The sequence below is a fragment of the Sulfuriflexus mobilis genome, assembly GCF_003967195.1.
GTDB classification, from domain to species: Bacteria; Pseudomonadota; Gammaproteobacteria; order AKS1; family AKS1; genus Sulfuriflexus; species Sulfuriflexus mobilis.
The window spans coordinates 2,694,643-2,717,369 of the sequence record NZ_AP018725.1; the positions used below are offsets into that span (position 1 = coordinate 2,694,643).

General features: G+C 53.0%; 33 protein-coding genes. 14 read left to right on the forward strand and 19 right to left on the reverse strand.

What is annotated here, in order from left to right; all coding sequences use genetic code 11:
* Positions 1-2: 2 nt before the first annotated feature.
* The 4 genes from EL386_RS13430 to EL386_RS13445 all read left to right on the forward strand — a co-directional run bounded on the left by EL386_RS13430 (position 3) and on the right by EL386_RS13445 (position 3,126).
* Positions 3-644, forward strand: coding sequence for a gp53-like domain-containing protein (locus tag EL386_RS13430; RefSeq protein WP_126456741.1), 642 nt, complete (start codon positions 3-5; stop codon positions 642-644).
* Between the two features lies 1 nt (position 645).
* Positions 646-1,236: a hypothetical protein gene (locus EL386_RS13435; protein WP_126456742.1), complete on the forward strand. Its 591-nt coding sequence runs from the start codon at positions 646-648 to the stop codon at positions 1,234-1,236.
* Between the two features lie 234 nt (positions 1,237-1,470).
* Entirely contained in the window at positions 1,471-2,235 is a 765-nt protein-coding gene (locus EL386_RS13440; RefSeq protein ID WP_126456743.1) for a DNA adenine methylase, read from the forward strand.
* 3 nt (positions 2,236-2,238) lie between these two features.
* Positions 2,239-3,126, forward strand: a complete 888-nt coding sequence (locus tag EL386_RS13445) for a toll/interleukin-1 receptor domain-containing protein (RefSeq protein ID WP_126456744.1) — start codon at positions 2,239-2,241, stop codon at positions 3,124-3,126.
* 856 nt (positions 3,127-3,982) lie between these two features.
* Here the strand turns inward: EL386_RS13445 and EL386_RS13450 are convergent.
* From EL386_RS13450 to moaD, 3 genes are read right to left on the reverse strand one after another with little or no spacing between them, the layout of a single operon-like run.
* Positions 3,983-4,429 (reverse strand): YaiI/YqxD family protein, encoded by a 447-nt coding sequence (locus EL386_RS13450; protein WP_126456745.1) that lies wholly within the window; start codon positions 4,427-4,429, stop codon positions 3,983-3,985.
* Positions 4,430-4,435: 6 nt separating this feature from the next.
* Entirely contained in the window at positions 4,436-4,882 is a 447-nt protein-coding gene (locus tag EL386_RS13455) for a molybdenum cofactor biosynthesis protein MoaE (protein WP_126456746.1), read from the reverse strand.
* A gap of 4 nt (positions 4,883-4,886) precedes the next feature.
* Positions 4,887-5,120 (reverse strand): molybdopterin converting factor subunit 1, encoded by a 234-nt coding sequence (moaD, locus tag EL386_RS13460; RefSeq protein ID WP_126456747.1) that lies wholly within the window; start codon positions 5,118-5,120, stop codon positions 4,887-4,889.
* Positions 5,121-5,227: 107 nt separating this feature from the next.
* Here moaD and moaC point away from each other — a divergent pair, with 107 nt between their 5' ends.
* From moaC to mutH, 3 genes are read left to right on the forward strand one after another with little or no spacing between them, the layout of a single operon-like run.
* Positions 5,228-5,707, forward strand: coding sequence for a cyclic pyranopterin monophosphate synthase MoaC (moaC, locus tag EL386_RS13465; protein WP_126456748.1), 480 nt, complete (start codon positions 5,228-5,230; stop codon positions 5,705-5,707).
* A 23-nt stretch (positions 5,708-5,730) separates the two neighbouring features.
* Positions 5,731-5,958, forward strand: coding sequence for a hypothetical protein (locus EL386_RS13470; RefSeq protein WP_126456749.1), 228 nt, complete (start codon positions 5,731-5,733; stop codon positions 5,956-5,958).
* Positions 5,959-5,978: 20 nt separating this feature from the next.
* Positions 5,979-6,653, forward strand: coding sequence for a DNA mismatch repair endonuclease MutH (mutH, locus tag EL386_RS13475; protein WP_126456750.1), 675 nt, complete (start codon positions 5,979-5,981; stop codon positions 6,651-6,653).
* Here the strand turns inward: mutH and EL386_RS13480 are convergent, their stop codons facing one another.
* Positions 6,654-7,040, reverse strand: coding sequence for a response regulator (locus tag EL386_RS13480; RefSeq protein ID WP_126456751.1), 387 nt, complete (start codon positions 7,038-7,040; stop codon positions 6,654-6,656). It lies immediately after the preceding gene.
* Positions 7,041-7,260: 220 nt separating this feature from the next.
* Here EL386_RS13480 and EL386_RS13485 point away from each other — a divergent pair, with 220 nt between their 5' ends.
* Together EL386_RS13485 and EL386_RS13490 are read left to right on the forward strand one after the other, a co-directional pair.
* Positions 7,261-7,578 (forward strand): DUF6122 family protein, encoded by a 318-nt coding sequence (locus EL386_RS13485; protein ID WP_126456752.1) that lies wholly within the window; start codon positions 7,261-7,263, stop codon positions 7,576-7,578.
* Positions 7,579-7,653: 75 nt separating this feature from the next.
* Entirely contained in the window at positions 7,654-8,187 is a 534-nt protein-coding gene (locus EL386_RS13490; protein ID WP_126456753.1) for a hypothetical protein, read from the forward strand.
* On the opposite strand, the gene EL386_RS13495 is transcribed toward EL386_RS13490, so the two are convergent.
* The gene (locus EL386_RS13495) at positions 8,184-8,879 is read right to left on the reverse strand and encodes an MgtC/SapB family protein (protein WP_126456754.1); all 696 of its coding nucleotides are present in this window, start codon (positions 8,877-8,879) and stop codon (positions 8,184-8,186) included. The genes EL386_RS13490 and EL386_RS13495 overlap by 4 nt on opposite strands.
* A 9-nt stretch (positions 8,880-8,888) precedes the next feature.
* Positions 8,889-9,476: a DUF1415 domain-containing protein gene (locus EL386_RS13500; protein WP_126456755.1), complete on the reverse strand. Its 588-nt coding sequence runs from the start codon at positions 9,474-9,476 to the stop codon at positions 8,889-8,891.
* Positions 9,477-9,609: 133 nt separating this feature from the next.
* Here EL386_RS13500 and EL386_RS13505 point away from each other — a divergent pair, with 133 nt between their 5' ends.
* A complete protein-coding gene (locus EL386_RS13505) occupies positions 9,610-10,578 on the forward strand; it encodes a GGDEF domain-containing protein (protein ID WP_126456756.1) in 969 nt (322 codons plus the stop codon).
* A gap of 6 nt (positions 10,579-10,584) precedes the next feature.
* On the opposite strand, the gene EL386_RS13510 is transcribed toward EL386_RS13505, so the two are convergent.
* The gene (locus tag EL386_RS13510; protein WP_126456757.1) at positions 10,585-10,977 is read right to left on the reverse strand and encodes a hypothetical protein; all 393 of its coding nucleotides are present in this window, start codon (positions 10,975-10,977) and stop codon (positions 10,585-10,587) included.
* A 73-nt stretch (positions 10,978-11,050) separates the two neighbouring features.
* Here EL386_RS13510 and EL386_RS13515 point away from each other — a divergent pair, with 73 nt between their 5' ends.
* Entirely contained in the window at positions 11,051-11,242 is a 192-nt protein-coding gene (locus tag EL386_RS13515) for a hypothetical protein (protein WP_197722098.1), read from the forward strand.
* Here EL386_RS13515 and EL386_RS13520 read toward each other — a convergent pair whose 3' ends face one another.
* On the reverse strand, positions 11,243-11,464 hold the full coding sequence (locus EL386_RS13520; RefSeq protein WP_126456758.1) for a hypothetical protein: 222 nt from the start codon (positions 11,462-11,464) through the stop codon (positions 11,243-11,245).
* A 142-nt stretch (positions 11,465-11,606) separates the two neighbouring features.
* Between EL386_RS13520 and EL386_RS13525 the strand changes: the two genes are divergently transcribed.
* The gene (locus EL386_RS13525) at positions 11,607-11,864 is read left to right on the forward strand and encodes a glutaredoxin domain-containing protein (RefSeq protein WP_126456759.1); all 258 of its coding nucleotides are present in this window, start codon (positions 11,607-11,609) and stop codon (positions 11,862-11,864) included.
* A gap of 63 nt (positions 11,865-11,927) precedes the next feature.
* Here EL386_RS13525 and EL386_RS13530 read toward each other — a convergent pair whose 3' ends face one another.
* From EL386_RS13530 to EL386_RS13555, 6 genes are all read right to left on the reverse strand, one after another.
* Complete coding sequence (locus tag EL386_RS13530) at positions 11,928-12,293, reverse strand: hypothetical protein (RefSeq protein WP_197722099.1); 366 nt, start codon at positions 12,291-12,293, stop codon at positions 11,928-11,930.
* An 83-nt stretch (positions 12,294-12,376) separates the two neighbouring features.
* The gene (locus EL386_RS13535) at positions 12,377-12,838 is read right to left on the reverse strand and encodes a chemotaxis protein CheX (protein ID WP_126456760.1); all 462 of its coding nucleotides are present in this window, start codon (positions 12,836-12,838) and stop codon (positions 12,377-12,379) included.
* 217 nt (positions 12,839-13,055) lie between these two features.
* Entirely contained in the window at positions 13,056-13,496 is a 441-nt protein-coding gene (locus EL386_RS13540) for a hypothetical protein (protein ID WP_126456761.1), read from the reverse strand.
* A 254-nt stretch (positions 13,497-13,750) separates the two neighbouring features.
* Complete coding sequence (gene yaaA / locus EL386_RS13545; protein ID WP_126456762.1) at positions 13,751-14,521, reverse strand: peroxide stress protein YaaA; 771 nt, start codon at positions 14,519-14,521, stop codon at positions 13,751-13,753.
* A gap of 76 nt (positions 14,522-14,597) precedes the next feature.
* Positions 14,598-16,220, reverse strand: coding sequence for a phosphoethanolamine transferase (locus tag EL386_RS13550; RefSeq protein ID WP_126456763.1), 1,623 nt, complete (start codon positions 16,218-16,220; stop codon positions 14,598-14,600).
* Between the two features lie 43 nt (positions 16,221-16,263).
* The gene (locus EL386_RS13555; protein WP_126456764.1) at positions 16,264-18,009 is read right to left on the reverse strand and encodes a SulP family inorganic anion transporter; all 1,746 of its coding nucleotides are present in this window, start codon (positions 18,007-18,009) and stop codon (positions 16,264-16,266) included.
* Between the two features lie 20 nt (positions 18,010-18,029).
* On the opposite strand from EL386_RS13555, the gene EL386_RS13560 reads away from it, so the two are divergent.
* Positions 18,030-18,314 (forward strand): hypothetical protein, encoded by a 285-nt coding sequence (locus EL386_RS13560; RefSeq protein ID WP_126456765.1) that lies wholly within the window; start codon positions 18,030-18,032, stop codon positions 18,312-18,314.
* Here the strand turns inward: EL386_RS13560 and EL386_RS13565 are convergent, their stop codons facing one another.
* A complete protein-coding gene (locus EL386_RS13565) occupies positions 18,315-18,659 on the reverse strand; it encodes an AF1514 family protein (protein ID WP_126456766.1) in 345 nt (114 codons plus the stop codon).
* Positions 18,659-19,102 (reverse strand): CDGSH iron-sulfur domain-containing protein, encoded by a 444-nt coding sequence (locus tag EL386_RS13570; protein WP_126456767.1) that lies wholly within the window; start codon positions 19,100-19,102, stop codon positions 18,659-18,661. Before EL386_RS13570 ends, EL386_RS13565 begins: the two co-directional genes overlap by 1 nt.
* 131 nt (positions 19,103-19,233) lie before the next feature.
* Between EL386_RS13570 and EL386_RS13575 the strand changes: the two genes are divergently transcribed.
* Complete coding sequence (locus EL386_RS13575) at positions 19,234-20,109, forward strand: patatin-like phospholipase family protein (RefSeq protein WP_126456768.1); 876 nt, start codon at positions 19,234-19,236, stop codon at positions 20,107-20,109.
* Positions 20,110-20,160: 51 nt separating this feature from the next.
* Here EL386_RS13575 and EL386_RS13580 read toward each other — a convergent pair whose 3' ends face one another.
* The 3 genes from EL386_RS13580 to EL386_RS13590 all read right to left on the reverse strand — a co-directional run bounded on the left by EL386_RS13580 (position 20,161) and on the right by EL386_RS13590 (position 22,706).
* Positions 20,161-20,613 (reverse strand): host attachment protein, encoded by a 453-nt coding sequence (locus EL386_RS13580; protein ID WP_126456769.1) that lies wholly within the window; start codon positions 20,611-20,613, stop codon positions 20,161-20,163.
* Between the two features lie 222 nt (positions 20,614-20,835).
* Complete coding sequence (locus EL386_RS13585) at positions 20,836-22,266, reverse strand: RtcB family protein (protein WP_126456770.1); 1,431 nt, start codon at positions 22,264-22,266, stop codon at positions 20,836-20,838.
* A gap of 20 nt (positions 22,267-22,286) precedes the next feature.
* Positions 22,287-22,706, reverse strand: a complete 420-nt coding sequence (locus EL386_RS13590; RefSeq protein WP_126456771.1) for an archease — start codon at positions 22,704-22,706, stop codon at positions 22,287-22,289.
* Positions 22,707-22,727 lie beyond the last annotated feature (21 nt).

Sequence of the window (22,727 nt, forward strand, 5' to 3'; positions counted from 1 at the left end):
TTATGGATTATCCAAGCGATCCTAATGTTGGCCTGGTCGGAGGGAAATTTACCGACGGTAATGAATTGGGTGGCGTTCCCGCATCACTTGATACCGCCGGTCATATGAATGGCATTACAGATGAAATATTAAATGTCATTGTCTCGGCGGGCCTCACGCCAGATGAAGCGGTTCTGACCCAGCTCGACACCGCCATTGCCACACTGATTGCCGGTGCCACGCCGGATGCCAGCGAAACAGCCAAGGGCATTATTGAGCTTGCCATCAACGCAGAAGCAGCAGCCGGAACGGATGCGCTTAGAGCTCTCACGCCAGCGGCGCTGGCTTCATTGTTTGGTGTGAGCTCTCCGGCGGAAAATGGCTATGCGCGAATTCCTATAAAGATTGGGACGGCGATTGATGAAATTATTGTTCAATGGGGAAGAGCCACGAGTAACGCATCCGGGCTTGCGGCAGTCACTTATCCGATAGCCTTCACGGCAGCGGTTTATGTTGGACTCGGAACTGTATTCGCTAATGTCCTGGATAATAATCTCGTGACGGTAGGAAATCTATCGACGACAGGAATGTCCTTGTTTGCAAGTGACGGGTCGGGTGTCGCGCTCAATGCGACGGTTGTTCATTGGATTGCAATAGGTAAATAAAATGGCCAATAAATATTACATACAATTTAACGTAGCAAACGAACTTGTTACTCGATTCGACAGCCACTCGTCGCATCTCCCACACCCTGCGGGCACAGTCGAGGTGTCTAAAACCGTATGGGATCAAACTGTTCAGGAAACCGACGGTATCTGGAAGCGTGATCCAGTGACGGGTGACATCACCAAGCATCCACTCCCATTGATGCCGCTCGCTGCCTTGCAAAAACAAGGCAAGGCCCGAGTTGATGCCGCCGCCGAACAAGCCCGCATGCAATTCATTACGCCAGGCTCCGGTCAGGCTATTGTCTACGAACTGAAGCGTGCTGAGTTGATGGCGTATGAAGCAGCAGGTTCGCCCGTTGCTACCGACTACCCATTGATGAACGAACGTGCCACGCGCAAAGGCATGACGCTTGCTCAGGTGGCTACTGAATGGCGTGCCAAAGTGGATGTATGGACTGGATATGCTGCGCAGATCGAGGGCTTACGTGAAGGTGCCAAAGAGGCCATCGATGCTGTAGTTGATGATGCCAGCGCACAAGCCAACATCGACGCCATCGTCAACGGCATCACCTGGCCCGCGCCGGTTTGATTCTTGGCTAATAAGGGTGGCCGAAGACCCTGAAAAATGAGGACGGGAAAATGATAACGGCTCAGGGAAAGCCTGGGCAGTCCATTAAAGAAGAAGGGAGCGACCAGGCGGTGCGGTAACACCACCCAGCCCCCAACCACAGTGTACAAGCCACTGTGAGCCAGGCAAGGCTCCCCCGCCGCACGTGCAGCATGGGTGAGCCTACCATAACCACAATAAGAACCAGAGGCTCACATGACTGCTAAACCATTAATTCCTTGGATAGGTGGCAAAACCAGACTTGCGGACAAAATACTGCCGCTATTCCCGGCCCACACCTGCTACGTTGAACCGTTCGCAGGGGCAGCCGGATTGCTCTTTAAAAAAGAACCCAGCAAGGTCGAAGTGCTGAACGACATCAACGGTGACCTGGTCAACCTGTACCGGGTTGTCCAGCACCACCTGGTCGAATTCCTGAAGTGCTTCGAGTATGCCGTTGTCGGTCGCCAGATGTTCGAGTGGGAGCAGATGAAGAACCCGGAAACGCTCACCGACATCCAGCGGGCCGCCCGCTTCTTCTACCTGCAGAAACTGGCCTTCGGTGCCAGGGTGGAATCGCAGCACTACGGCGTTGACCCTACAGGCCCGCCAAGACTTAATCTGCGCCGTATCGAGGAGGCACTGACCGCCTCGCACCTGCGCATCTCCCGTGTCCATGTCGAGCATCTGGACTGGCAGGAATGCATCCGACGCTACGACCGCAAGCACACCCTGTTCTACCTCGATCCACCGTACTGGCAGACCGAGGGCTACGGAGTGGAATTCGGCCTCGAGCAGTACGAGCAGATGGCCGACCTGGCCGCCAGCATCAAGGGCAAGATGGTGGTCAGCGTCAACGATCACAAGGACATGCGCCGTGTGTTCAAGGGGCTTCGCATCAAGACCGTGCCGATCACCTACACCGTGGGTGGCAAACAGGGCAGGAACGAGAAGAAGGAGCTAATTATCAGGTCGTGGTAGACTATGATGAAATATATACCGTCAGGGGATGTTATGAGAGTCTTTATAAGCTGGTCTGGAGAGGCTTCAAAAATTGCAGCAATGGCACTGCGCGACCATCTTCCCGAGATCATCCAAGCATTAAGGCCTTGGTGCTCTACTGAGGATATTGATTCAGGTACCGTCTGGAATGCTGAACTTATTAAGGCGCTTAATGAATCGGTTTTTGGTATTATTTGTGTGACCCATCATAACCAAAATCGACCGTGGCTGATGTATGAATCGGGAGCGTTGGCTCATAAATTAGACCCTGAAAATACGATTAATAATGTCTGTCCGTTATTAATTGGCATGGAGAACATAGACCTCAATAAGGTTTTGGGTGCGTTTCAATCGAAGACAACCAAGAAAGAGGAAGTATATAGGCTTGTTGTTGATATAAATAAAAAGCTGAATTCTTCTGATCGGCTCAGAGAGGGCGTGTTAGAAAGGTCGTTTGAACGTGTATGGCCTGACCTCAATGCGAAGCTCGGCGAGGCAACTAAGCTTGCCAAAGAAGAGCCTGACCAACCCAAGCAGTTAACAACCCCGGACATGCTATCCCGTATAATGGGTCAAAATAGCCTCATACATGATCTCGCTATCAGAATCCTTGCCGAGAACCAGCTTCATCAGAACGATATCCTGAATAATCTCGGAATCAATAAGCAAGCTCTTCAGTATTTGCAATTGGCCGGGGCGATTACTCCACCCCCAGAACTCAGTCAATTTGGTCTTTCCCGCCCGTCAAGGGCACAAAATGACAACATCATGGCCCCGGGGGGGTTGAGTGAATTGGGTTCCCGCTTTCCTGGAACAGAGGCAGATGTATCAAAACCAAAAGACGATGATAGCCCAGGCAGTTCTAATTAATAAGCCCACAACCCGCCGTATTTATTCTTAATATATAGGGTGTATTGATGTAGCAGCGGCTACTGCCCGGTCTAGGGCTGTTTAAGGCCCATTCAAGAGGCCGCAAATCAGACGAAAACGGCGATTTTTACTGTCGCAATTCAAGTGGCGAGGCGTCGCAAACCATGTGCCGCGTTACAACGGGTTCATTATGAATACCCTAACCTTTGTCCCAAAGGTTCAGGGCAACTCGCGCTGTGCTCCGCACTCTTTAGCGCTCAAACAGTGCTCGCTATGATCCTGCTTTGTCTGCGATGCTCGGCGAGAGATAACGGAACTTTACGAGCGCTTTAGAAAAAATCAAAAACCCAACCCATAGCACTGACTTGGCTCTTCACCTTAGAACCCCTTCGGGTTTCTCCCTAGAATCTCTTCGAGCTTCATCAGGGATTCCCTGCTCTTGCTCCGCAAGTTCTGGTTATTAGGTATTTCCTACGCTTCGCTACGGTCACCCCCTTCGATGCAGCCGAGCCGCGCAGGAAATTTCCGGATGGTCACGTGCAGTCGACCCCGTTTGTAGGCGTAACCGTAGCAAAGCGAAGGTTGCAGTAAGCCGTTAAGCAAACGGGAGGAGTCTGTGCGTGCCGGAAATTTCTGAGCAGTGAGGGGACTTGTTTATTCAGTGGTGACTGAATAAACAAGCAAATCGCGGGGCGTGCTTTCTTTGGTTACTTTCTTTGCACGAGCAAAGAAAGTAACACGCGCCCGGTGGGCGTGTAAAAAACAACTGTTCTTAAAAACTTAAAAGTCTTTCGTACGCGAAGCGTACATATATTCCCCTCACCCTAGCCCTCTCCCGCAAGGGGAGAGGGAAAAGCTACAAAAACTTAACCAGAAATTTATCCAACTCATTAGCAAACGCCTGCCGATCCCGCTGATTGAGCACCGGTGGCCCACCCTCCTGAACACCACTCGCGCGCATGGTATCCATAAAATCCCGCATGTTGAGTCGTTGCCGGATATTTTCCTTATCATAAAACTCGCCACGTGGATTCAGGGCGTGGGCACCTTTATCGATCACTTCTGACGCTAATGGAATATCCGCGGTAATAATCAGGTCACCGCTGGCACAACGCTGCACAATTTCATCGTCGGCCACATCAAAACCACTCACCACCTGTATGGAGGTGATGTTTTTGTCTACCGGGGTTTGCAAGGCGTGATTGGCAACCAGGGTCAGCCGCACGCCGGTACGGCGTGCGGCACGAAAGAGGATTTCCTTGATCACCTTCGGGCAGGCGTCGGCATCAACCCATATCTGCATACTGCATCAGCCCTTGGTGTTTTTATCGACCCAGCGTTGCCCTGCTGCCAGCGATTCCTTCTTCCAGAACGGGGCATCGGTCTTCAACTTCTCGATCAGGAAACGTGCCGCATCAAACGCCGCCCCGCGGTGTGCCGACCAGGCAGCAACCAGCACGATCGGGTCATTCGGCAGGATGTCGCCGACGCGGTGCAGGACCAGGCAATCAAGGATGGGGTAGTCGGCCATGGCCTGGGCGCAGAGTTGCTCCAGCACCTTCTCGGTCATGCCCGGGTAGTGTTCGAGAAACATCTTCGTGACCTCGTCACCCTCGTTGAAGTCACGCATCGTGCCGACAAAACTGGTGGTGGCACCGTACTGGCCGGCACCATGTTGGGAGATCAGGTCGCGTTCATAGGTGGCGAGTTCGACGTAGGGGTCGAGGCGGCCGGGGAAAAGGCGGACTTCAGGCATCTGTCTAGCCCCCTGTTACCGGTGGGAAGAAGGCGACCTCGTCGCCGTCCGCTACGCTGGCATGGGCCTGCACGTAGTCCTGGTTGATGGCCATGAGCAGGTTATCGGGCATGGCCTCACCCCCGGCCACGGCCGCCCAGACTTCGCCGACGGTATTCGCTGCACCGGCCTCGAGCTCGGCATCGGCGCGGCCCATGCGCTCGCGCAGGCTGGCAAAGAATCGGACCTGGATCGTCATATACACCTCGTCTTTTCGCAAACACGGCCGCGGGCATGCCTGCGGCGGGCAGACCCGTTATACTCCCAATTACACTGGGGGCCTGTATAGAGGAGATTGTAACACCGATGGGCAAACTGACTCATTTCAATACGCGCGGCGAGGCGCATATGGTCGATATCGGTGACAAGGCCGTGACCCGCCGCGAGGCCGTCGCCGGGGGGCGCATCCTGATGGCGCCGGCGACCCTGCAATTAATCCGCGAGGGTGGGCACAAGAAGGGCGATGTGCTCGGGATTGCCCGGGTCGCCGGGATCATGGCGGCGAAGAAGACCGCCGAGCTGATCCCACTCTGTCACCCCCTGAGCCTGACCCACGTCGATATCGAACTGGATGCCCAGGCACGCGAAGATGGCGTGACCTGCACGGTCACGGCACAGACCGATGGCAAGACCGGCATCGAGATGGAGGCCCTGACCGCCGTGCAGGTCACCCTGCTGACCATCTATGATATGTGCAAGGCCGTCGACCGCAGTATGGTCATCGAGGCCGTCAGGTTATTGAAAAAATCCGGAGGCAAGTCCGGTGACTGGGTTCGCGCAGAATAGACCCGACGAAAAACGATTTTCCTATGGCAAAACAATCCTTCACCTTCGATGGTAACGAAGAAAACGTTGATGCGCTGGTGCTCGAGAATTCGACGCTCGGCCCCTATTGGGCCGCCTATGCCGGCCCCTGCCTAAAGCTCTGGCCAGAACTGGAGAAACTGGCCCGGGAGTATAACGGCCGTTTCCTGCTCGGTGGCGAACACGAACTGGTGGTGAAATACCGCAAGCAAATGATGAACTTGATGTTCTGAATCATCATGGTTATTCATCGATGACCATTCGCCCGCCTAAATCCGAACAGGAACTGCTTGAGCGCTGCCAGGCCATTGCCGGCCTGAGCGTGGCGGAACTCGCCCGCCAGCTTGATGTTACCGTGCCTGCCAACCTGCGTCAGCACAAGGGCTGGCTCGGTGAACTGGTCGAACAGGCGCTCGGAGCCGATGCCGCCTCACTCTCCGAACCTGACTTCCGTGCCCTGGGGATAGAGTTAAAAACCCTGCCCCTCAATGCGCAGGGCAGGGTCCAGGAATCGACCTGGGTCTGTAGTGTGCCGCTACGTGATGCGGCCGGGTTACGCTGGGAAGACAGTTGCGTGTATCACAAGCTGCGCCACGTACTGTGGTTACCAGTAGAAGCCGATGCCGACACCCCCCTGCCTGAGCGCCTTATTGGCACCGGCCTGCTATGGCGTGCGGAAAATGAGCAACTTGAGGCCCTGCGTGCCGACTGGGAGGAGCTCATGGAACAGATTGCACTGGGGCAATTCGAGTCGCTGGATGCGCGTCATGGCGAGGTCTTGCAGATCCGCCCCAAGGCGGCCAATGCCAGGGTATTGGTGGAGGCCGTCGGCCCGGAGGGGGCGCCGATGCAAACCCTGCCACGGGGCTTTTATTTGCGTGCGGTCTTTACCAACACCCTGTTACAGGCACATTATTTCAGCCGCTGATTAAACGCCTTGCCAGATATCCTTAATGTTACTGGCCAGGGTCATGGGGTCAAAGGGCTTGGCAATGACATCCACGGCCCCCAGGTCTTTATACTCTTTAACCTCTTGCGGTTGCACCTTGGCGGTCATGAAGATCACCGGGGTATTGGCCAGGGCCGGGAACTCCCGCAACTTTTTCATTGTGGTCGGGCCATCCATCTCGGGCATCATAACATCAAGCAGCATCAGTTGCGGGGCAAAAGCCTCAGCCTTGTCGAGCGCCTCCTGACCGGAACTGCATACCTCCAGGGTAAAACCGCCCACTGCCTCCAGGGCCAACTTGGCCACGGCCTGGATGTCCGGCTCATCTTCCACGTAGAGAATGCGATTCAATGTCTCTGAACTCATTAGTAACGCTCCTGTTGATACCTGTCCACTTATTCTGGCAGAAGCATAACACGCCGCCAGTCTCTGCTCTATTCCCTGATAAGTCTTATAGTTATTGCCGGTAGGCTGCTGCCTTAACATGGCGGCGACCCGGCGGACCCAGGGATGCTTTATGGTACCACTGTCAGCCTTCCCCGTTATCCGTCATACTATCGGGCCTTTGATAGTGACCTGTTAATTCATGCTACGCGCCGTACTACACATCATTGCCCACTTTGCCGTACCGGGCCTGGTCGCCCGGCTGGCCTTCAGGCCGCAGTGGAAATATGCCTGGCTGCTCATGTCTGCGACCATTCTTGTTGACCTGGATCACCTGCTGGCGGATCCCATCTACGACCCCAATCGCTGCAGTATCGGCACCCATCCGCTACACACAGAACCCGCTATGGCGATATACGGTGTACTCTTGCTTGTGCCGCAACTGCGTATTATTGCCGCCGGTCTGCTCATACACATGGCACTGGATGCCTCGGACTGTTACCTGCAGGCCCTATATTAATAACTGGCATTAATACCGACTTGACAGCATTGGGACGGCATCGCATGCTTGAAGCCTGACGTGCTGGAGGTCTGTATGAGAACGATTCTGGTGTTTTTAAGTTTAACCCTGGCGGCCTGCCAGTACATGCCACCGCGTGATGTCAACTCACCGTTCTTTTTTCCGCCGGTCGGCTCACAGCTGCGTTTAACCCAGCCCCTGACCATCCCCGCCGATGATGCCGGTGTCTTTATTCAGTATGGAAAACCGCAATATTCCAACTGGCGGCTAAATCAATATTACCCGCACTGTGATTTCGAGGTGTATACCCGCGCCAACCACGAAAGAATTATCCAGCCGGATACCTTTACCGTGACACGGGCCGTGCGTGAAACCGAAAATGTCTCGCTGGCACCGGCTACCGTTGCCGATATTGGTTCTAGTGCCGGCCCACCGCATGAAAACTACATGACCGTGCTCTATCTGCACTCTGACAAACAACCGGATGTCTTTCGCATGACCTGCCAGCAATGGGAAGACCCCAGCCAGGGGGATCACCTGACGGTGAAACAAATCCGTCAAGCCCTCGGTGACCTGTTTATCCTCACACTTGCGGGTGGCGAGAATTAATCCCCGCTCGGGGTGATACTGAATTCCACCAGGCGCTCAGTCCCTTTTAGGCTGCCCGCCAGTTTGCGGAAGTTTTGCGCATCATTGGTAAAAATGGTCATCCGGTATTCGAGAATACGTCCTTGATCCTCAAGGTGATAACTCGGGTGGTAGGCCATGATATCGTGATCAGCAATCAGCGTGTCGATGTCCTCATGCAGGGTTTCATCACTGGTCTTGTAACGCAGCACCAGACGGCCGAAGCGTCGAGATGGCAGTTTCCCCTCAAGCCGGCCAAACAGTGCCAGCACGACCAGTGTAATCACTGTCGCGGCAGAGGCTGAAGAATAAAAACCCAGCCCGACCATAATACCGATCGAGGCCGTCATCCAGATCGATGCCGCCGTCGTCAGGCCGCGAATGGTCAGTTTTTCCTTCATAATCACACCGGCACCAAGAAAACCGATACCGGTCATAATGCCCTGTGCCATGCGTGTGGGGTCAATACGAATCGCCTCAAGCGGTACCGTGGCAGAGAGCAGGTCCCATTGATAAACCGTCAGCAACATCAACAGGCTCGATGACACACAAACCAGCGAGTGTGTCCGCAGCCCCGCCGGGCGACCATGCCAGGCACGCTCCAGGCCGATGAGGCCACCCATTAACAAGGCCACCAATAGTGGCGTAGTAATCGTAATATAGTGACTCAACATCTTTTTCCTTTAACCACCAGGTGGTTTGTTTATACCGGTCTCTTTGCAGGCGAGCAGCTGTTTTTCCAGGAGTGTCGTACCCATTCGCCTGAGCGTTTCAACATTATTAACGGGGATATCATCCATACTTCGCCCCTTGCCTGTCCACTGGCGTACCGCCTCATCAATACTTTCTTCGCGTAACAGGTGCAACATCGGGAACGGTGAACGGTTGGAATAATTTTCCGCGGCATCGACCTCGCTGTCGGCAAAACAGTAATCAGGATGAAAACTCGCTATCTGGATCACACCTTGTAAACCGGCCTCATTGAGGACCGCATCAGCCACATCGAGGAAATCATTATAGGTCTCGAAGTCGGTCAAGACATAGGGGTGTACCAGCAGGCTGGTCTCGACCTCATCCCGCGGCTGATGGCCGAGCGCTAACAAGGCCCCAATCAGGTCTTCCACCAGTACCTCGACCCGTGCCGCCTCGCTGACGATAATTTGCAAGCGCTCTTTTGCCAGCACCGGTGCTGCAAACGGGCACAGCCCATGACGGATCACCACCGACTGGATCCAGCGTTGGGTTGCATCAATGATGAGTGAATGATCCATGCGAATTATTTTGTGATCCATGACGCAAAGTAGTAGTGCATAGCCCACAGTTTAGCATTTTACCGATTGTACATATCCAGCACTGTGCCAGAATCTGAACAGGATTTCGATATACCTATAAGCAGAGGATGACATGACCCCAGCCAGCGCCACGAACCAGCCATTGACTACCGAGCAATTGGCAACCCAGCATATACTGCGCGGCGAAAGTGAGAATAACCTGCGCTGGTTGCTGGAGCACGCCCAATATGAAACTTTTGCCGCTGGCGATGTCTTACTCACACCGGAACGCGATAACCATACCTTATACCTGATCCTCAGCGGCCGTGTACAGGTGCGTCTCGACTGGCAAGGCCACGAGGCCCTGACTTTCCTCGATGTCGGGCACTGCGTGGGCGAAATGTCGATCATAGAACGTAAGCGGCCGTCGGCGATCGTGGTCACGGACTGTGTTTGCCAATTATTACTCATCCACGAGGAAGTGCTCTGGAGCCTGGTCGAACGCTCGGGCACGCTCGCCCGCAACCTTCTCTACATGCTCTCTTCACGCGTGCGTAAGGACAATCTCGTGATTTTTGAGAGCCGCCAGCAACAGGCGATCTCCGAACAACATTCCAGGATAGATGCCCTAACCGGGCTGTTTAACCGTCGCTGGCTGGAAAGTAGTCTGCCGCGCCTGGCCACTCATGCCCAGTCACAACAGCAGCCGCTGTGCGTGATCATGCTCGATGTCGATCACTTTAAACATTATAACGACAGTCATGGCCACCGGGCCGGTGATGCCGCCCTGGCCGCTCTGGGTCATGACCTCGGTGACAATATCCGCCCCTGCGATTACGCGGTGCGCTATGGTGGTGAGGAGTTTATAGTGATCCTGCCCGATACCACGGTCAGTGATGCGCGCATTATTGCCGAGCGCCTCCGTGAGCTGTTACGCAATATGAATATACTGGACCAGGATGGTAAGCCGTTGCCGCCCATTACCGTCTCGATGGGGCTGGCCGAGCTGAAGGCCCGCCAGACCATGGACACCCTGATCGAGGCCGCCGATGTTGCCCTCTACCGCGCCAAACATGCCGGCCGCGACCGCGTAGCCCTCTGAAACAGGCTAGTGTAAAGGCCGGCCGCGGGTGGGCATTTGCAGGTCGACCTTGACCTGATTTTGACGTGTCTCGTCAAAGACCAAATCAATGGAAATCTGCTCACCGTCCTGGAGTATCTTGACCTGCTTGAGATCAGGCAGGCGGGTTGCCAGCCACGAGGTACTGGCGGCGATCATCTGTTCATTCTCGTCAAACAGGGCCTGACTCAGATAACCGGCAACGAACTTGGCACGCTGCAGCAGGTCTGGCTCTTCAACCGTATCACTGCCCAGCTGTATACCTGCATCCATCCCCTCGTCCATCTTGTCGAGGTATTCCTGCTGTTTTTCGGAGAGCGCCTTGTTGCGGTCATAATCGATTTGCGGCTGACCGTTGACGTGTACCTGCATCAAACTCATAACGTGAAAGGTTTCCCGGTGTTCAACGAGGCGCTAGAATAAGCTGCGTTTGCGCGAGCTGCAAGGCAAAATCATGTTTGATAGCGATATTCCCGATTGGGTGGAGTGGCTGGCCCAGGATAAAGACGGTAGTTGGTGGGGTTATTCGGTCGAGCCGCATCAACACTCGACCGGCTGGTATGAAAACGAAGTCGGTGATTACACCCGGCTCGGCGCCGCGGCGCCAAATCCTGACTGGCAAAACAGCCTGCGCCGAAAGCCCTGATTAGCTGTAGGAGATCTCGGCCTTTAAGCCCACCTCGTTGAGGTGATCGAGGATATTCATGGTCATATTGCTGTGGTCATCCACATCAACCAGCACCTCGCGAGGCAGGCCCTGGCCGATCTCGACATTGTGCACATGGCTCATGGCCATCAGATCGGCCTTGATGAAGGTCAACCTGTCGGCATCGATATCTCCATTGACGTAAAAGTGCAGTGTATTCATGTTGCTCTCCGATTAGTGGCAGTCATTTGCTGCCAGCCTAACTAATCTATAGTTAAGGTGGCAGCAATGGTCAAGCCGTTGCGCCGGTATTTCGAAAAATCTGTTATGCTCTCGCCGAATTAAATCCGACCCAGGCCAAACCATGCCCCGAATCACGATTTACAGTACCGCCGTCTGTCCTATTTGCGACAAAACCAAGACTCTGCTCAAAAAATGGGATATCAGTTTTGAGGAGAAACGGGTGGACCAGAGCCAGGCCAATCTCAAGGAGATGCTCGAGATCAGCAACCATGCCCGCTCCGTTCCCCAGCTCAGTATCGATGGTAAATGGATAGGTGGTTTTACCGAGCTGACCGAAATGCATATGGACGGTGAGCTTGATGCCTTGTTTGGCAGTTAGGGCTCACCTGCCGGCATAAAAAAACCCGCTGCTGCGGGCTTTTTTTATTCTTATCGGTATATTTCAGGGCATCTGGATGCCGCCGCCCGGCACACCGCCGCCACCCGGCACGACAATCTGGGAACTGGCCTGACGCTGCATTTCCTTTATTTCCTCAATGGCCTGTTCCACCGCCTGTCTGGCCGCTGCCGCATAGTTTTCCACGGCCTCGGCAAGATCCGCCGCCGCGATCTCAAAGCTCAGCGGCATCGGCCCGGCGGCCGTCATCATCTGTGCGTGGCCAAGGAACAGGGTCGGACGGCCGGCATCAGCCTCACCTGTCACCGTCACCGGGCTCAGTACCCGAATCGTGCCCGCCTTCCTGTCCGTGTAACTCTGGTCGCGATACAGGCCATTCGCGTCCATGGTCATATTTTCAAGATCAGTCATCGTCAAGGCTTCCGGAAATTGTTAGCAAATAATGCCTTAGAGTGTAACGGAAAATGGCAGGTGACCCCAACCGGGTGGAGTGATCAACCCGAGCAGATTTCAACAAAGAATTCGCCTGATTCGGTCTTAAACGGCAGTAAGACCACCGGGCCGCTGATGCTGTGTTTCACCTCGTGTCCCTCACCGGCATCAACCGTGGGCAGGGTTAGTTCAAAATCATAACCCTCTTTTTCGAGACTGGCCTTGGCGCCACCCGCCATCATGTTGGCGATCTCGCCGACCAGGTCCATAACCATATCATCGACCTCTTGCGGTTCGGTTCTGAGCATACGCTTGGTAATCTCAAAAACGACAGGTTTGGGGAAACTGATGGCCGTGGATACCTTTGCCTGTTTACCCGAAAAATCGATCAGGCCGGTGACCACGCCGCGTGCCCGGCTGTCGGCCTTGAGCACAGGTATACCCGCCTCGGGTGTCATCTGAGCCATGGTCGACAAGACATTGACGATGGAATCGAGTACCGGGTTAACAAACCTGACATCCACTATACATTCCTCTTCAAAGCAAGATTAGAGTAATAGTAGTTCAGTTCCCAATAAATACACCCGACTATATTGCCCAAAATAGCGGGGGTTTATATTGATTTACACTGCCACGGGGCACGCCATTATCCTTATTGTCATTCTGCACGCAAAGATTAGAAGATGTTTTTCGATGATGAAATATCTACCTCAATATTTCTATGATATTTGCTATGGCCGGTTATATGGAGAATTCACCTTGCCACTGACCCTTTACATGGTCGAGCGATAACCGTGCCGGGAACATACGTGTCGCAAAGCGGCTGGATAACTGCCGTTTTACCGGGTGCTGCGCGGCAAACTGCTCCGGGTCACAGGACAGGGCCTCTACCGGGCGAAAACATACCTTTAGGTTATCGCTCACAGGAACATACTCTTGTTCCGTCTCGCTACAAAACAAGACACGCTTTTGTACCACACAGGAAAAATACAACTGCATCTCAACCAGCAGGGGTTGACTACGTTGCCGCAGGGCCGTTTCGGCCCGATGTGTCCAGCTGACCTGTAACGTGTGGCCGTTCAGACTAACTGTTTGGCGATATTTATAGGGGTGCAACCAGCCAAACATTCTGGCCAGCGGATTGCCGATAGAAAAATAGCTGCCTCGCAGGTCAACGGCCATCCCGTCAGTCCAGCAGACCTGTCAGGGTATCAACGATACTGCCCACCGATGACGGATTCTTCCCGGTTATTAACATTCCGCAGCAGTTATCAGAATACGCCTTGCCATAGCTTGCCCCTCTTAGTGCCTTGCACTATTGGAACACAAGTATTTATTTCCCCACAACAGCAACCGGGACAATACACCATGGCCAGCGAGCCAGGGCAATATTCACAGTAAAAATACGTCTAAATCGTTGCGTTGCCGGACCCGACCTATTGCTTGCGTGTAAATATCAGGGAATTGCCGGCACTGAGCTTCTTATTAAAGGCGTAGCCCGCCTCATTGAAATCCTTCAGGCCCTCAGGCTTGGTGATCTGGTTCTGGATAATGTAACGTGCCATCAGGCCGCGAGCCCGCTTGGCGTAGATGCCGATCATCTTGTAGTCGCCGTTTTTGTATTCCTTGAATTGCGGCGTGATGATCTCAGCGGCGATATTTTTTGTCTTCACCGATTTAAAGTATTCATTCGAGGCCAGATTCACCAGGGTGCCCGATTTGATCTTGCTGAGCTGCTGGTTAAGGCCGTCGGTGATGATATCGCCCCAAAACTCGTACAGGTTTTTGCCACGTTCTGTATCCAGTCTCGTACCCATTTCCAGGCGGTAAGGTTGCATCAGGTCCAGCGGCCGCAACAGGCCATACAGACCGGAGAGGATGCGCAGGTGCTGCTGCGCAAACTTGAAATCCGCCGCACTGAAGCTCTCGGCATCCATGCCCTGATAGACATCACCCTTGAAGGCCAGTAAGGCCTGCTTGGCGTTGTCCTGGGTACACTCCGGCGCAAAGGCCTCGTAACGGTCGAAGTTCAGCTCAGCCAGCTTCAGGCTCAGGTTCATCAACTCGGCAATATCGAGTGAACAAAACTTACGCAGCCGCTGGATCAACACCATGGAGTGCTGCATGTAATCCGGTGTTGTCGCCGTTTTGGTCTTGGCGGGCGTGTCGTAGTCCAGCTTCTTGGCTGGCGAAATAACAATAAGCATGATGTGTCTTTAGGTCTGATTGGCAGAAAATATCATAGCGGCATTATGACATATTTGGCCATGCGCACCACCGCCTTCAGGGTACCCGCGCAGTACTTGTCGCGGTGCGAGGGACGATGTCCAGATTTTTATCATAGGCCGTTGACTGGATCTCCATCAGGCCCAGTATCGTATGGAACAGGTTGTCATGGCTGAACTGCTCGTTCTGCCTTTCCCGCACCCGGCTCATGTCGATCTCGTCATAGCTATCGCCAACCCACAAAATGGCTGGCACATGAATTTGTGCACCCGGTGCGAACAGGTATGGCATGCCGTGTAAATAGATCCCATTCTCGCCCAGTGATTCGCCGTGGTCACTAACATAAAGCATCGCCGTCTCGAAACCATGATTATTGGTCTTTAGCAAATCGATGACCTTCTTCAGAAAGTCATCCGTATAGAGGATGGCATTATCATAGGCGTTATTAATTTCTTCTACACTGCAATCTTCCAGTTGATTGGTCGCACACACCGGTTTGAATTTCTCAAAGGATTTCGGGTAGCGTTTGTAATAGGCGGGGCCGTGGTTTCCCATCTGATGCAGAACAATAAATATATCGCCCGACGTATTCTTATTTATATAGTCCTGCAGGCCGACCAACATGCCTTCATCCCTGCACTCAGGATTACAGATCGTATTCTTGTCCGCATGTTTATAACTTTCATAGGTAACCCGATCTGCCACACCCTTTGAGCTGGAATTATTGTCACGCCAGAGTATATTCACCCCGGCATGTTTCAGCACATCTAACAAGTTCTCCCGTTCCACGGCTTTGGCGATACTGTAATCATTCTTGTTCAGAACAGAGAACATACAAGGTACAGACTCGGCAGTAGAGGTCCCACAAGCAAGCACATTAGAGAAACTGATCACATCCTCTTTTTCCAACAGTGGGTTGGTCTTTCTGTTGTAGCCATTTAGCGAGAAGCGATCTGCACGTACTGTTTCGCCAATCACCAGGATGATTAACTCTCTATCTTTATCCGTAAGCGGTATACGCGCATCACGCCCAACGGCCTGCAGCTCATGTGGCCCGGCCATGACGGTATTTTTAATATATTTTCCGGCTGAATAGACATAAAAGACCGGGTTGGCGTAATAGCGGAGGGGTTTATGCTCCCTGAAGAATGAGGCGTAAAACTTGCTAAATGATAACACCACAACCACCAGCACCACTATCGCCACCAGTGTGGTGACTATCCTGGCGAGGAGTTCCTTTTTCAACGGGGCATAGTTTATCCTCGCCTTGATGACCAGATAGGCCGGCAGGACACCGAGCAAAAGAAAATACCCCAGCAACTTGAGGCTGAGCAGGTCCGCGCTTTCATCAATATCCGTGCCGACAATATTCTCTATCATGCCGTCATCAATAATGACGTTATAGCTATCCATAAAATAGGCCGCCAGCGATGACAGTAGAAAGACCAGTACCAGGGCAGGCTTAATGGTGTAACGAGAACTGAATGGCATTAGTAGCAGTATGATAATACTGCCAAGAAACGGCGCCAAAGATGCAACAAAACCAATATTTTTAGTGTTTAGTGGATACACCTCAACGACATGGCTAAAAAAAGAAATATTGTATATCGCCACCAGCATCAGTGATGCCAGCACCAGCAACTTATTGGTGGAAATATTATAAATATTGCGCGAGATCATTTTTTCATGAGATCAAACGATCATCCTTAATATTCATTCAACTTCACCCTGAAACCTTGCTACATTCCCTGAATATTCTCTTTGTACAGATATCACAAGTATCTATATCAAGCGTCTTGTAAATAAATGCTACCGCCTTTGATTTATGATCAAAAAATGCATTTGAACCTATGCTCTTGATGTATTTTCCTTGCGCCAAAAACTCCCAGACATTGGACTCAAGCCCATAAAAGTATAGACCACCACCCTTTTTACGCAGACGTTCATTCTCCATTACCAGCATTTCGGCGCCGGCGGCATCTATATAATTCACCTTCGACGCATCTATCACGATGTTTTTTATGCCTTCCTTGTCTGCAATCAGGCCCAGCTTGCATTGAATATAGTTCAAGGAGCCAAAATAGATCGAGCGATCAATGCGAATAAATTTTATCTGCGGACATTCACTAATCGGCTTGGTATCAACAGAAATAAACTTTCTTGTTGGACTTTGAGGGTCTGGCGCCAGTACGGTCATTTCTGGTTTTGAGGTGCGTGCCAGAAATATTAATATGGATAACAAGACACCCAGATAAATCGCAAATTCAAGCTCGAGGAATAATGTTGACAGGAACGTCACCACCAGGATCATTGTTTCAGATCGGTTCTTCCTGACTGTTGATTCAATGTGATGAAAATCAACCAGACCATACGCCACCAACAAGATCACTCCGCCCATTGCCGCCACCGGAAGATAGGCCGTTAAAGGTGCAATCAATAATACCGCGGCCATTAGTAATACCGCCGCGAAAATGGCAGACATGGGTGTCTCTGCACCCGCCTGATAGTTAATCCCCGAGCGTGTAAATGAACCTGAACCGGCGTAACTTGAAAAGAAACTACCGACGATATTTGAAAGACCCTGCCCGACAAATTCCTGGTTACCGTCTATACGCTGGTGAGACTTGGTGGCTACTGAACGGGAAATTGAAACCGCCTCGATCAGGCCCAATAGTGCTACCGCGAAGGCCTCTGGCGCCATCTCACGTATGGTTGATATGGAAAAATCAGGTAGCGAAAAGGGCGGCAACTGAGATGGGATCTGGCCGATAAAGGTGATCCCTGATGCCTCACCACCGAGTGCAATCGCAGCGAACGCGCCAGTAATCAAACCAATTAATAGATGCGGAAGTTTCGGATACAGGCGCTTAACCACAATTGCCGTCACCAGGGTGATCATGGCCACCGCCAGGATCATTATATTAATACTATTTATACTCTCCGCAATATTTACCCAGGTATGGGCGAAGGATTCACCGCGTGGCACTTCAATACCCAGAACATTTTTCATCTGACTGGTTACAATCAAAATCGCGGCACCCGCGGTAAAGCCCATCACCACCGTATGTGATACGAAATTCACCAGCATTCCCATTCGGGCCAGCCCGAATGCCAATTGGTAGATGCCGGCAAGAAAGGTCATTGTCAGCGCCAGGGTAATAAATTCCTCAGTCCCAGGCATGGCATGGCGGCTTACCGAGGCAAAAATTACAATGGAAATGGCCGTCGTTGGGCCGGATATCAGGTGCCTGGACGAGCCGAACAAGGCGGCGATGATGGGTGTCACCATTGCCGTATACAGGCCGTATTGCGGCGGCAGGCCGGCAATGGTGGCAAATGCCACACCCTGCGGTAAGACGATGACGGCACCAGTTACCCCTGCCATAAAATCGGCACGTAGCGTTTTACGGTTGATCAGGCCAAACCAGCTTAAAAAGGGGAACAAGGCCTTAATTGTTTCTGCTTTCATATTCTTGCATCTATAACGTTATGTTAAATATTTTCCAGGGATGTTCCCAACCGCTGGCAAAACCGACCTCGCTTGAAGCCATAAGAGTCCTTGCCGGGCAAGATCTTCGACCGACCAGCCATTTCCAGACGACAGGGCTGCATGAATACCAAAGTACCCGGGCTTTCACACAGGCCCGGCAACACATGAAAGCGTTGACTGAAAATAACGCCAAGTATGGCAATTCTATTGGTTTGGAGCCGATAGCAGGGGGAACGCAGGCGCTATTATGCCATATTTTGCTGTTTTCAAACAGTGGCTATTGACTAGACCGGCAAGTAAAAAAACACAAACCGCCCGTCTTCAATATCCACCATCAGACTAGCACCATGTGACAGGCCGTAATCGACATAGCCGGGGATGGCACTGGCCTGGTGACATTCACTCGAGTGTTGCGGGGCTTCAAAATCACGGTCGCGGTCGTACCATGAGAGCAGCATGTAAGCCCCTAATCGCAGTTCGGCCTCGGTATTGGCCAGGCTCATCGCGGCCTCATAGTCGCGCAATGCCGGGGCCGGCGACAATTTAACGACCTCTACGCCGGACAGGTCCACACCGGCACTGACCAGGCAGGCCTCGCCACTCTTCGCAGGTTTGTCTGTATCCCCCATCAGCCCTCAAAACCACACTGCTTGTGACTCGCATCGCAGAAGGGTTTATTGGCTGAGGCACCGCAACGGCACAAGGCACCTTTGCTTCGTGTCGTCACCGACACCCCGTTGCGGCTGAATATCGTCACCGGGCCCTTGATGGTCAGCATCGCATTTATTTTAACCGTAATCACAAGCGGCCCTCCCTGCCCGACAATATCTTCACCGCGTTCATCAGTGAATTCTTCGCCGGCCTGGAAACCATTTTTCTTATGACTGCCATCACAGAAGGGCTTGTTGGCCGAGCCACCGCAACGACACAGGGCCAATTCTTTTTCCTGCGCAAGGATAATTCCCTCGGCATCCTCCACCGTCAGCTGTGTTTCACTGCCGCAAATCAGAGGCCCATCAGGTCGGACCATGATGGTATTACCGGGGTAACTGGGTTTTTCGCTCAATGCCATGCCTCACTCATAGGGCCAACGGTATTCAGGCACTATTTAATCAGTTTTTTCCCTGAGCTGCCAATCGTGGCACTGTGATTACTACGCAGATAAAGGCACCAAAGCCTGACAATATTCACTATACTCCGAACATGGCAAACAAAACTGTATCACTGGTACTCGGTAGTGGCGGCGCCCGTGGGCTGGCGCACATCGGTGTTATTAACTGGCTCGATGAGCAAGGCTACGATATCAAGTCCATCTCCGGTTCCTCGATGGGCGCATTGATTGGCGGTATCTATGCCACCGGCAAACTCCAGGTTTATACTGACTGGGTCACCCAGCTGGAAAAACTGGATGTCTTACGCCTGCTCGATTTTTCCTTCGGCGAGGCAGGCCTTATAAAGGGCGAACGGATCACCAAGGTCCTGCGCGACCTTATCGGTGACCATCGCATAGAAGATTTGCCACTATCGTATACGGCCGTGGCGACTGACCTGGATAATCAAAAAGAGGTCTGGTTAAACGAGGGCTCACTGTTTGATGCGATACGTGCCTCTATGGCAATACCTTCTATCTTTACCCCGGTTGACCACCATGGCAAAAGACTCGTTGATGGGGGCCTGCTCAATCCGATCCCCATCGCGCCGACCCTGAAAGACAAAACGGATCTCACCATCGCGGTGAACCTCAGTGCCCCGGCCAGTGCCAAAGCCGCCGCTGCCACACCACAGGTAAAAAAACCTGAGCAGGAGAGTTACCACGAAAAAATTCTTCAGTTCATCGATGACCTGCAACGACGAGTATTAAGGGACGAGCCTGGTGACATGGGTATGTTTGACATTATTGCCAACTCGCTCGACGCCATGCAAAATACCATTGCCCGTTTCAAGCTCGCCGCCTACGCCCCCGACCTGATTATCAATATCCCGAGCAATAGCTGTACCTTTTATGAATTCTACCGTGCGGAAGAACTCATCGAGATCGGACGCCGTAAGACCGAAGAGGCCTGCAACGGCTCACACTGAATACCCAACTTTATCTTAATCGAGCCCCATGCATTCTATACATGCCAACCTTTAAGACTTAAGGGTTGGCAGAAACTCTGGCAAGTGTTCGCGGACCGTTTTGGCAGAGCGTTTAACCAGGTTTTTTGTCACTTCCAGCGTCACATGCCTTTTCACCTGCTCATCAAGCTCATTACGCAGTTCGCCGAGAAACGTCGGTTCACATACCAACAGCAGTGAATCGTAATGATTTTCATTCAGGTTGTTATGCAGGTAACCGGCAACCTCGCGGGCAAACTCAACGCTCGCCTGTTTGTGGGCATCCGTTTTTGGCTCCGCGGCATGATGCCCACCCGAACCGGCACTATGCAGCTTGCCGGGCAGGTCCGATGTGATCTCACGCGTATGCAGGCGTGCCTCCGGGTGCGTAAGATCATCGTGTTCAAGCAGTTCGCCAGTGGGTGTACTGGCGGTGAAAACGCGTGCACTGTTTGTGTCTGCCACAAGGACCCAAATTCTAGACATTGCCTATCTCCTTACTGAAAACTCTTGACTAGTACAGTCAGCTAACCAGTCGCCTGCAAAATGCGTGAGGCCAGTGCCGACGTAAACATTTTGTTTATTACATAGTGCGCAGAAAATCTGATATCAACCTCAATAAATAAAGTATATGGGTTAATACCCGATACGGCCAGCCATTGAATGCAATGGCTACGACAAATCGGCAGTCATCATTGATTCAAGGCCTCAGCCCTTGATCACAATAAGCGGTTCAAGCCGTGCGACCTTGTGTGCCAGCCCGGCCTTGTCGGCAGCATCGACCACCGCGGCCACATCTTTATAGGCATCTGGTGCCTCTTCGGCCACGCCACGCAGCGAGGGACTTTTGATGATGATGCCGCGTGTGGCCAGTTCATCGACCAGCTCTCGCCCCCGCCACTGGCGCTTGGCCTGGTGTCGGCTCATGGCACGCCCGGCACCGTGGCAGGCAGAGGAGAAGGCCTGCTTTTCACTTTCCACCGTACCTGCCAGAATGTAGGAGCCGGTACCCATGGAGCCACCGATCAACACGGGTTGCCCCACTGCACGTAGTGCTTGCGGAATATCCGGATGCCCGGGGCCATAGGCGCGCGTCGCACCCTTGCGATGGATGAACAACTGGCGTTTTTTGCCCTCGACCTCGTGCTCTTCGACCTTGCAGGTATTGTGCGAGACATCATAGAGCAGGTGCAGGTCGGCCTTGGGTATCACGCTGGCAAATGCCTGGCGCGTCAGGTGGGTGATGATCTGACGATTGGCCAGCGCACAGTTAATACCTGCACGCATGGCGCCCAGGTAACGCTGACCAATGTCGGAGAGAATCGGTGCGCAGGCCAGCTCCCGATCCGGCAGGTGGATGCCGTACCCCGCGGCACTCATCGCCATCTCCTTCAGAAACTCGGTACCTATCTGGTGGCCCAGGCCACGCGAGCCACAATGGATACTCACCATCACATCACCGACATGCACGCCGTAAACATCGGCGATGTCTTCATCATAAACGGCCGTGACATGCTGTATTTCAAGATAATGGTTACCGGAACCGAGCGTGCCCATTTCATCGACCTGCCGTTGCCTGGCCTTGTCGGATACCTGCTGGGGTTCGGCACCCGCCATGCAGCCCTGTTCCTCAACACGTTGCAGGTCTTCCGCCACGCCAAAGCCCTGCTCAACCGCCCACTGCGCACCGCCCTCGAGCATGGCCTTCATGCCACTGTGGTTCAGGTGGATACGGCCGGTACTGCCGAGACCGGCGGGGATGGCTCGCGACAATTCGTGGGCCAGTGTTTGCTGGTGTGCGAGGATATCTTCACGCCGCAGGCCGGTGTGCAGGGTGCGCACACCGCAAGAGATATCAAAACCGACCCCGCCACCTGAAATAATCCCGCCCTGCTCCGGGTCGAATGCCGCCACGCCGCCAATCGGGAAACCATAGCCCCAGTGGGCATCCGGCATGGCATAGGCACTTTGCACGATCCCCGGCAGGGTGGCGACATTGCAGATCTGTTCGTAAACCTTGTGGTCCATGTCGCCGATCAGCGGTTCATCTGCATAGATCACGGCCGGCACACGCATGTTACCGTGGGCAGCGATCTCCCAGCGCGTGTCACTGTGCTGCGTAAACAAACCCAGGTCCATAACGACCCCTCATTAGCGATTCAGACATCCACCACGCATTGTGCCAGCCATTTTCCATCGGCTTGTTGTCTAACCTGCAGAGAGGTATAGGTGGCGCCTTTTACCTCCACGGCGGGGTGATGCTTGTCGATTTGTAACGGCTCGCCCCAAACGGTGGCGGAAAGGCGATGGTCGTCAATCCTGACCTCGAAGCGACTGAATATCATATTGCGCGTGGCTATTTCAAAGATCAAGCTATTCAGCCACTCGGCCAATAACAACTCATCGTCAGGGGCGTCACAGCTTAGCGTAATACTTTTTGCAGGCGTAATACGTTCAAGATCGGTGATAACCGCACACAGCGCAAGGGCCGCCTGGGCGAATGCCTCAGCCTTACTGGCCGCGATACCACGTACGCCGATATCCGCGCCGTGTTCAAAATGTTGCCAGTAATTAGCCACGGTAAATTATAGAACTGTCCC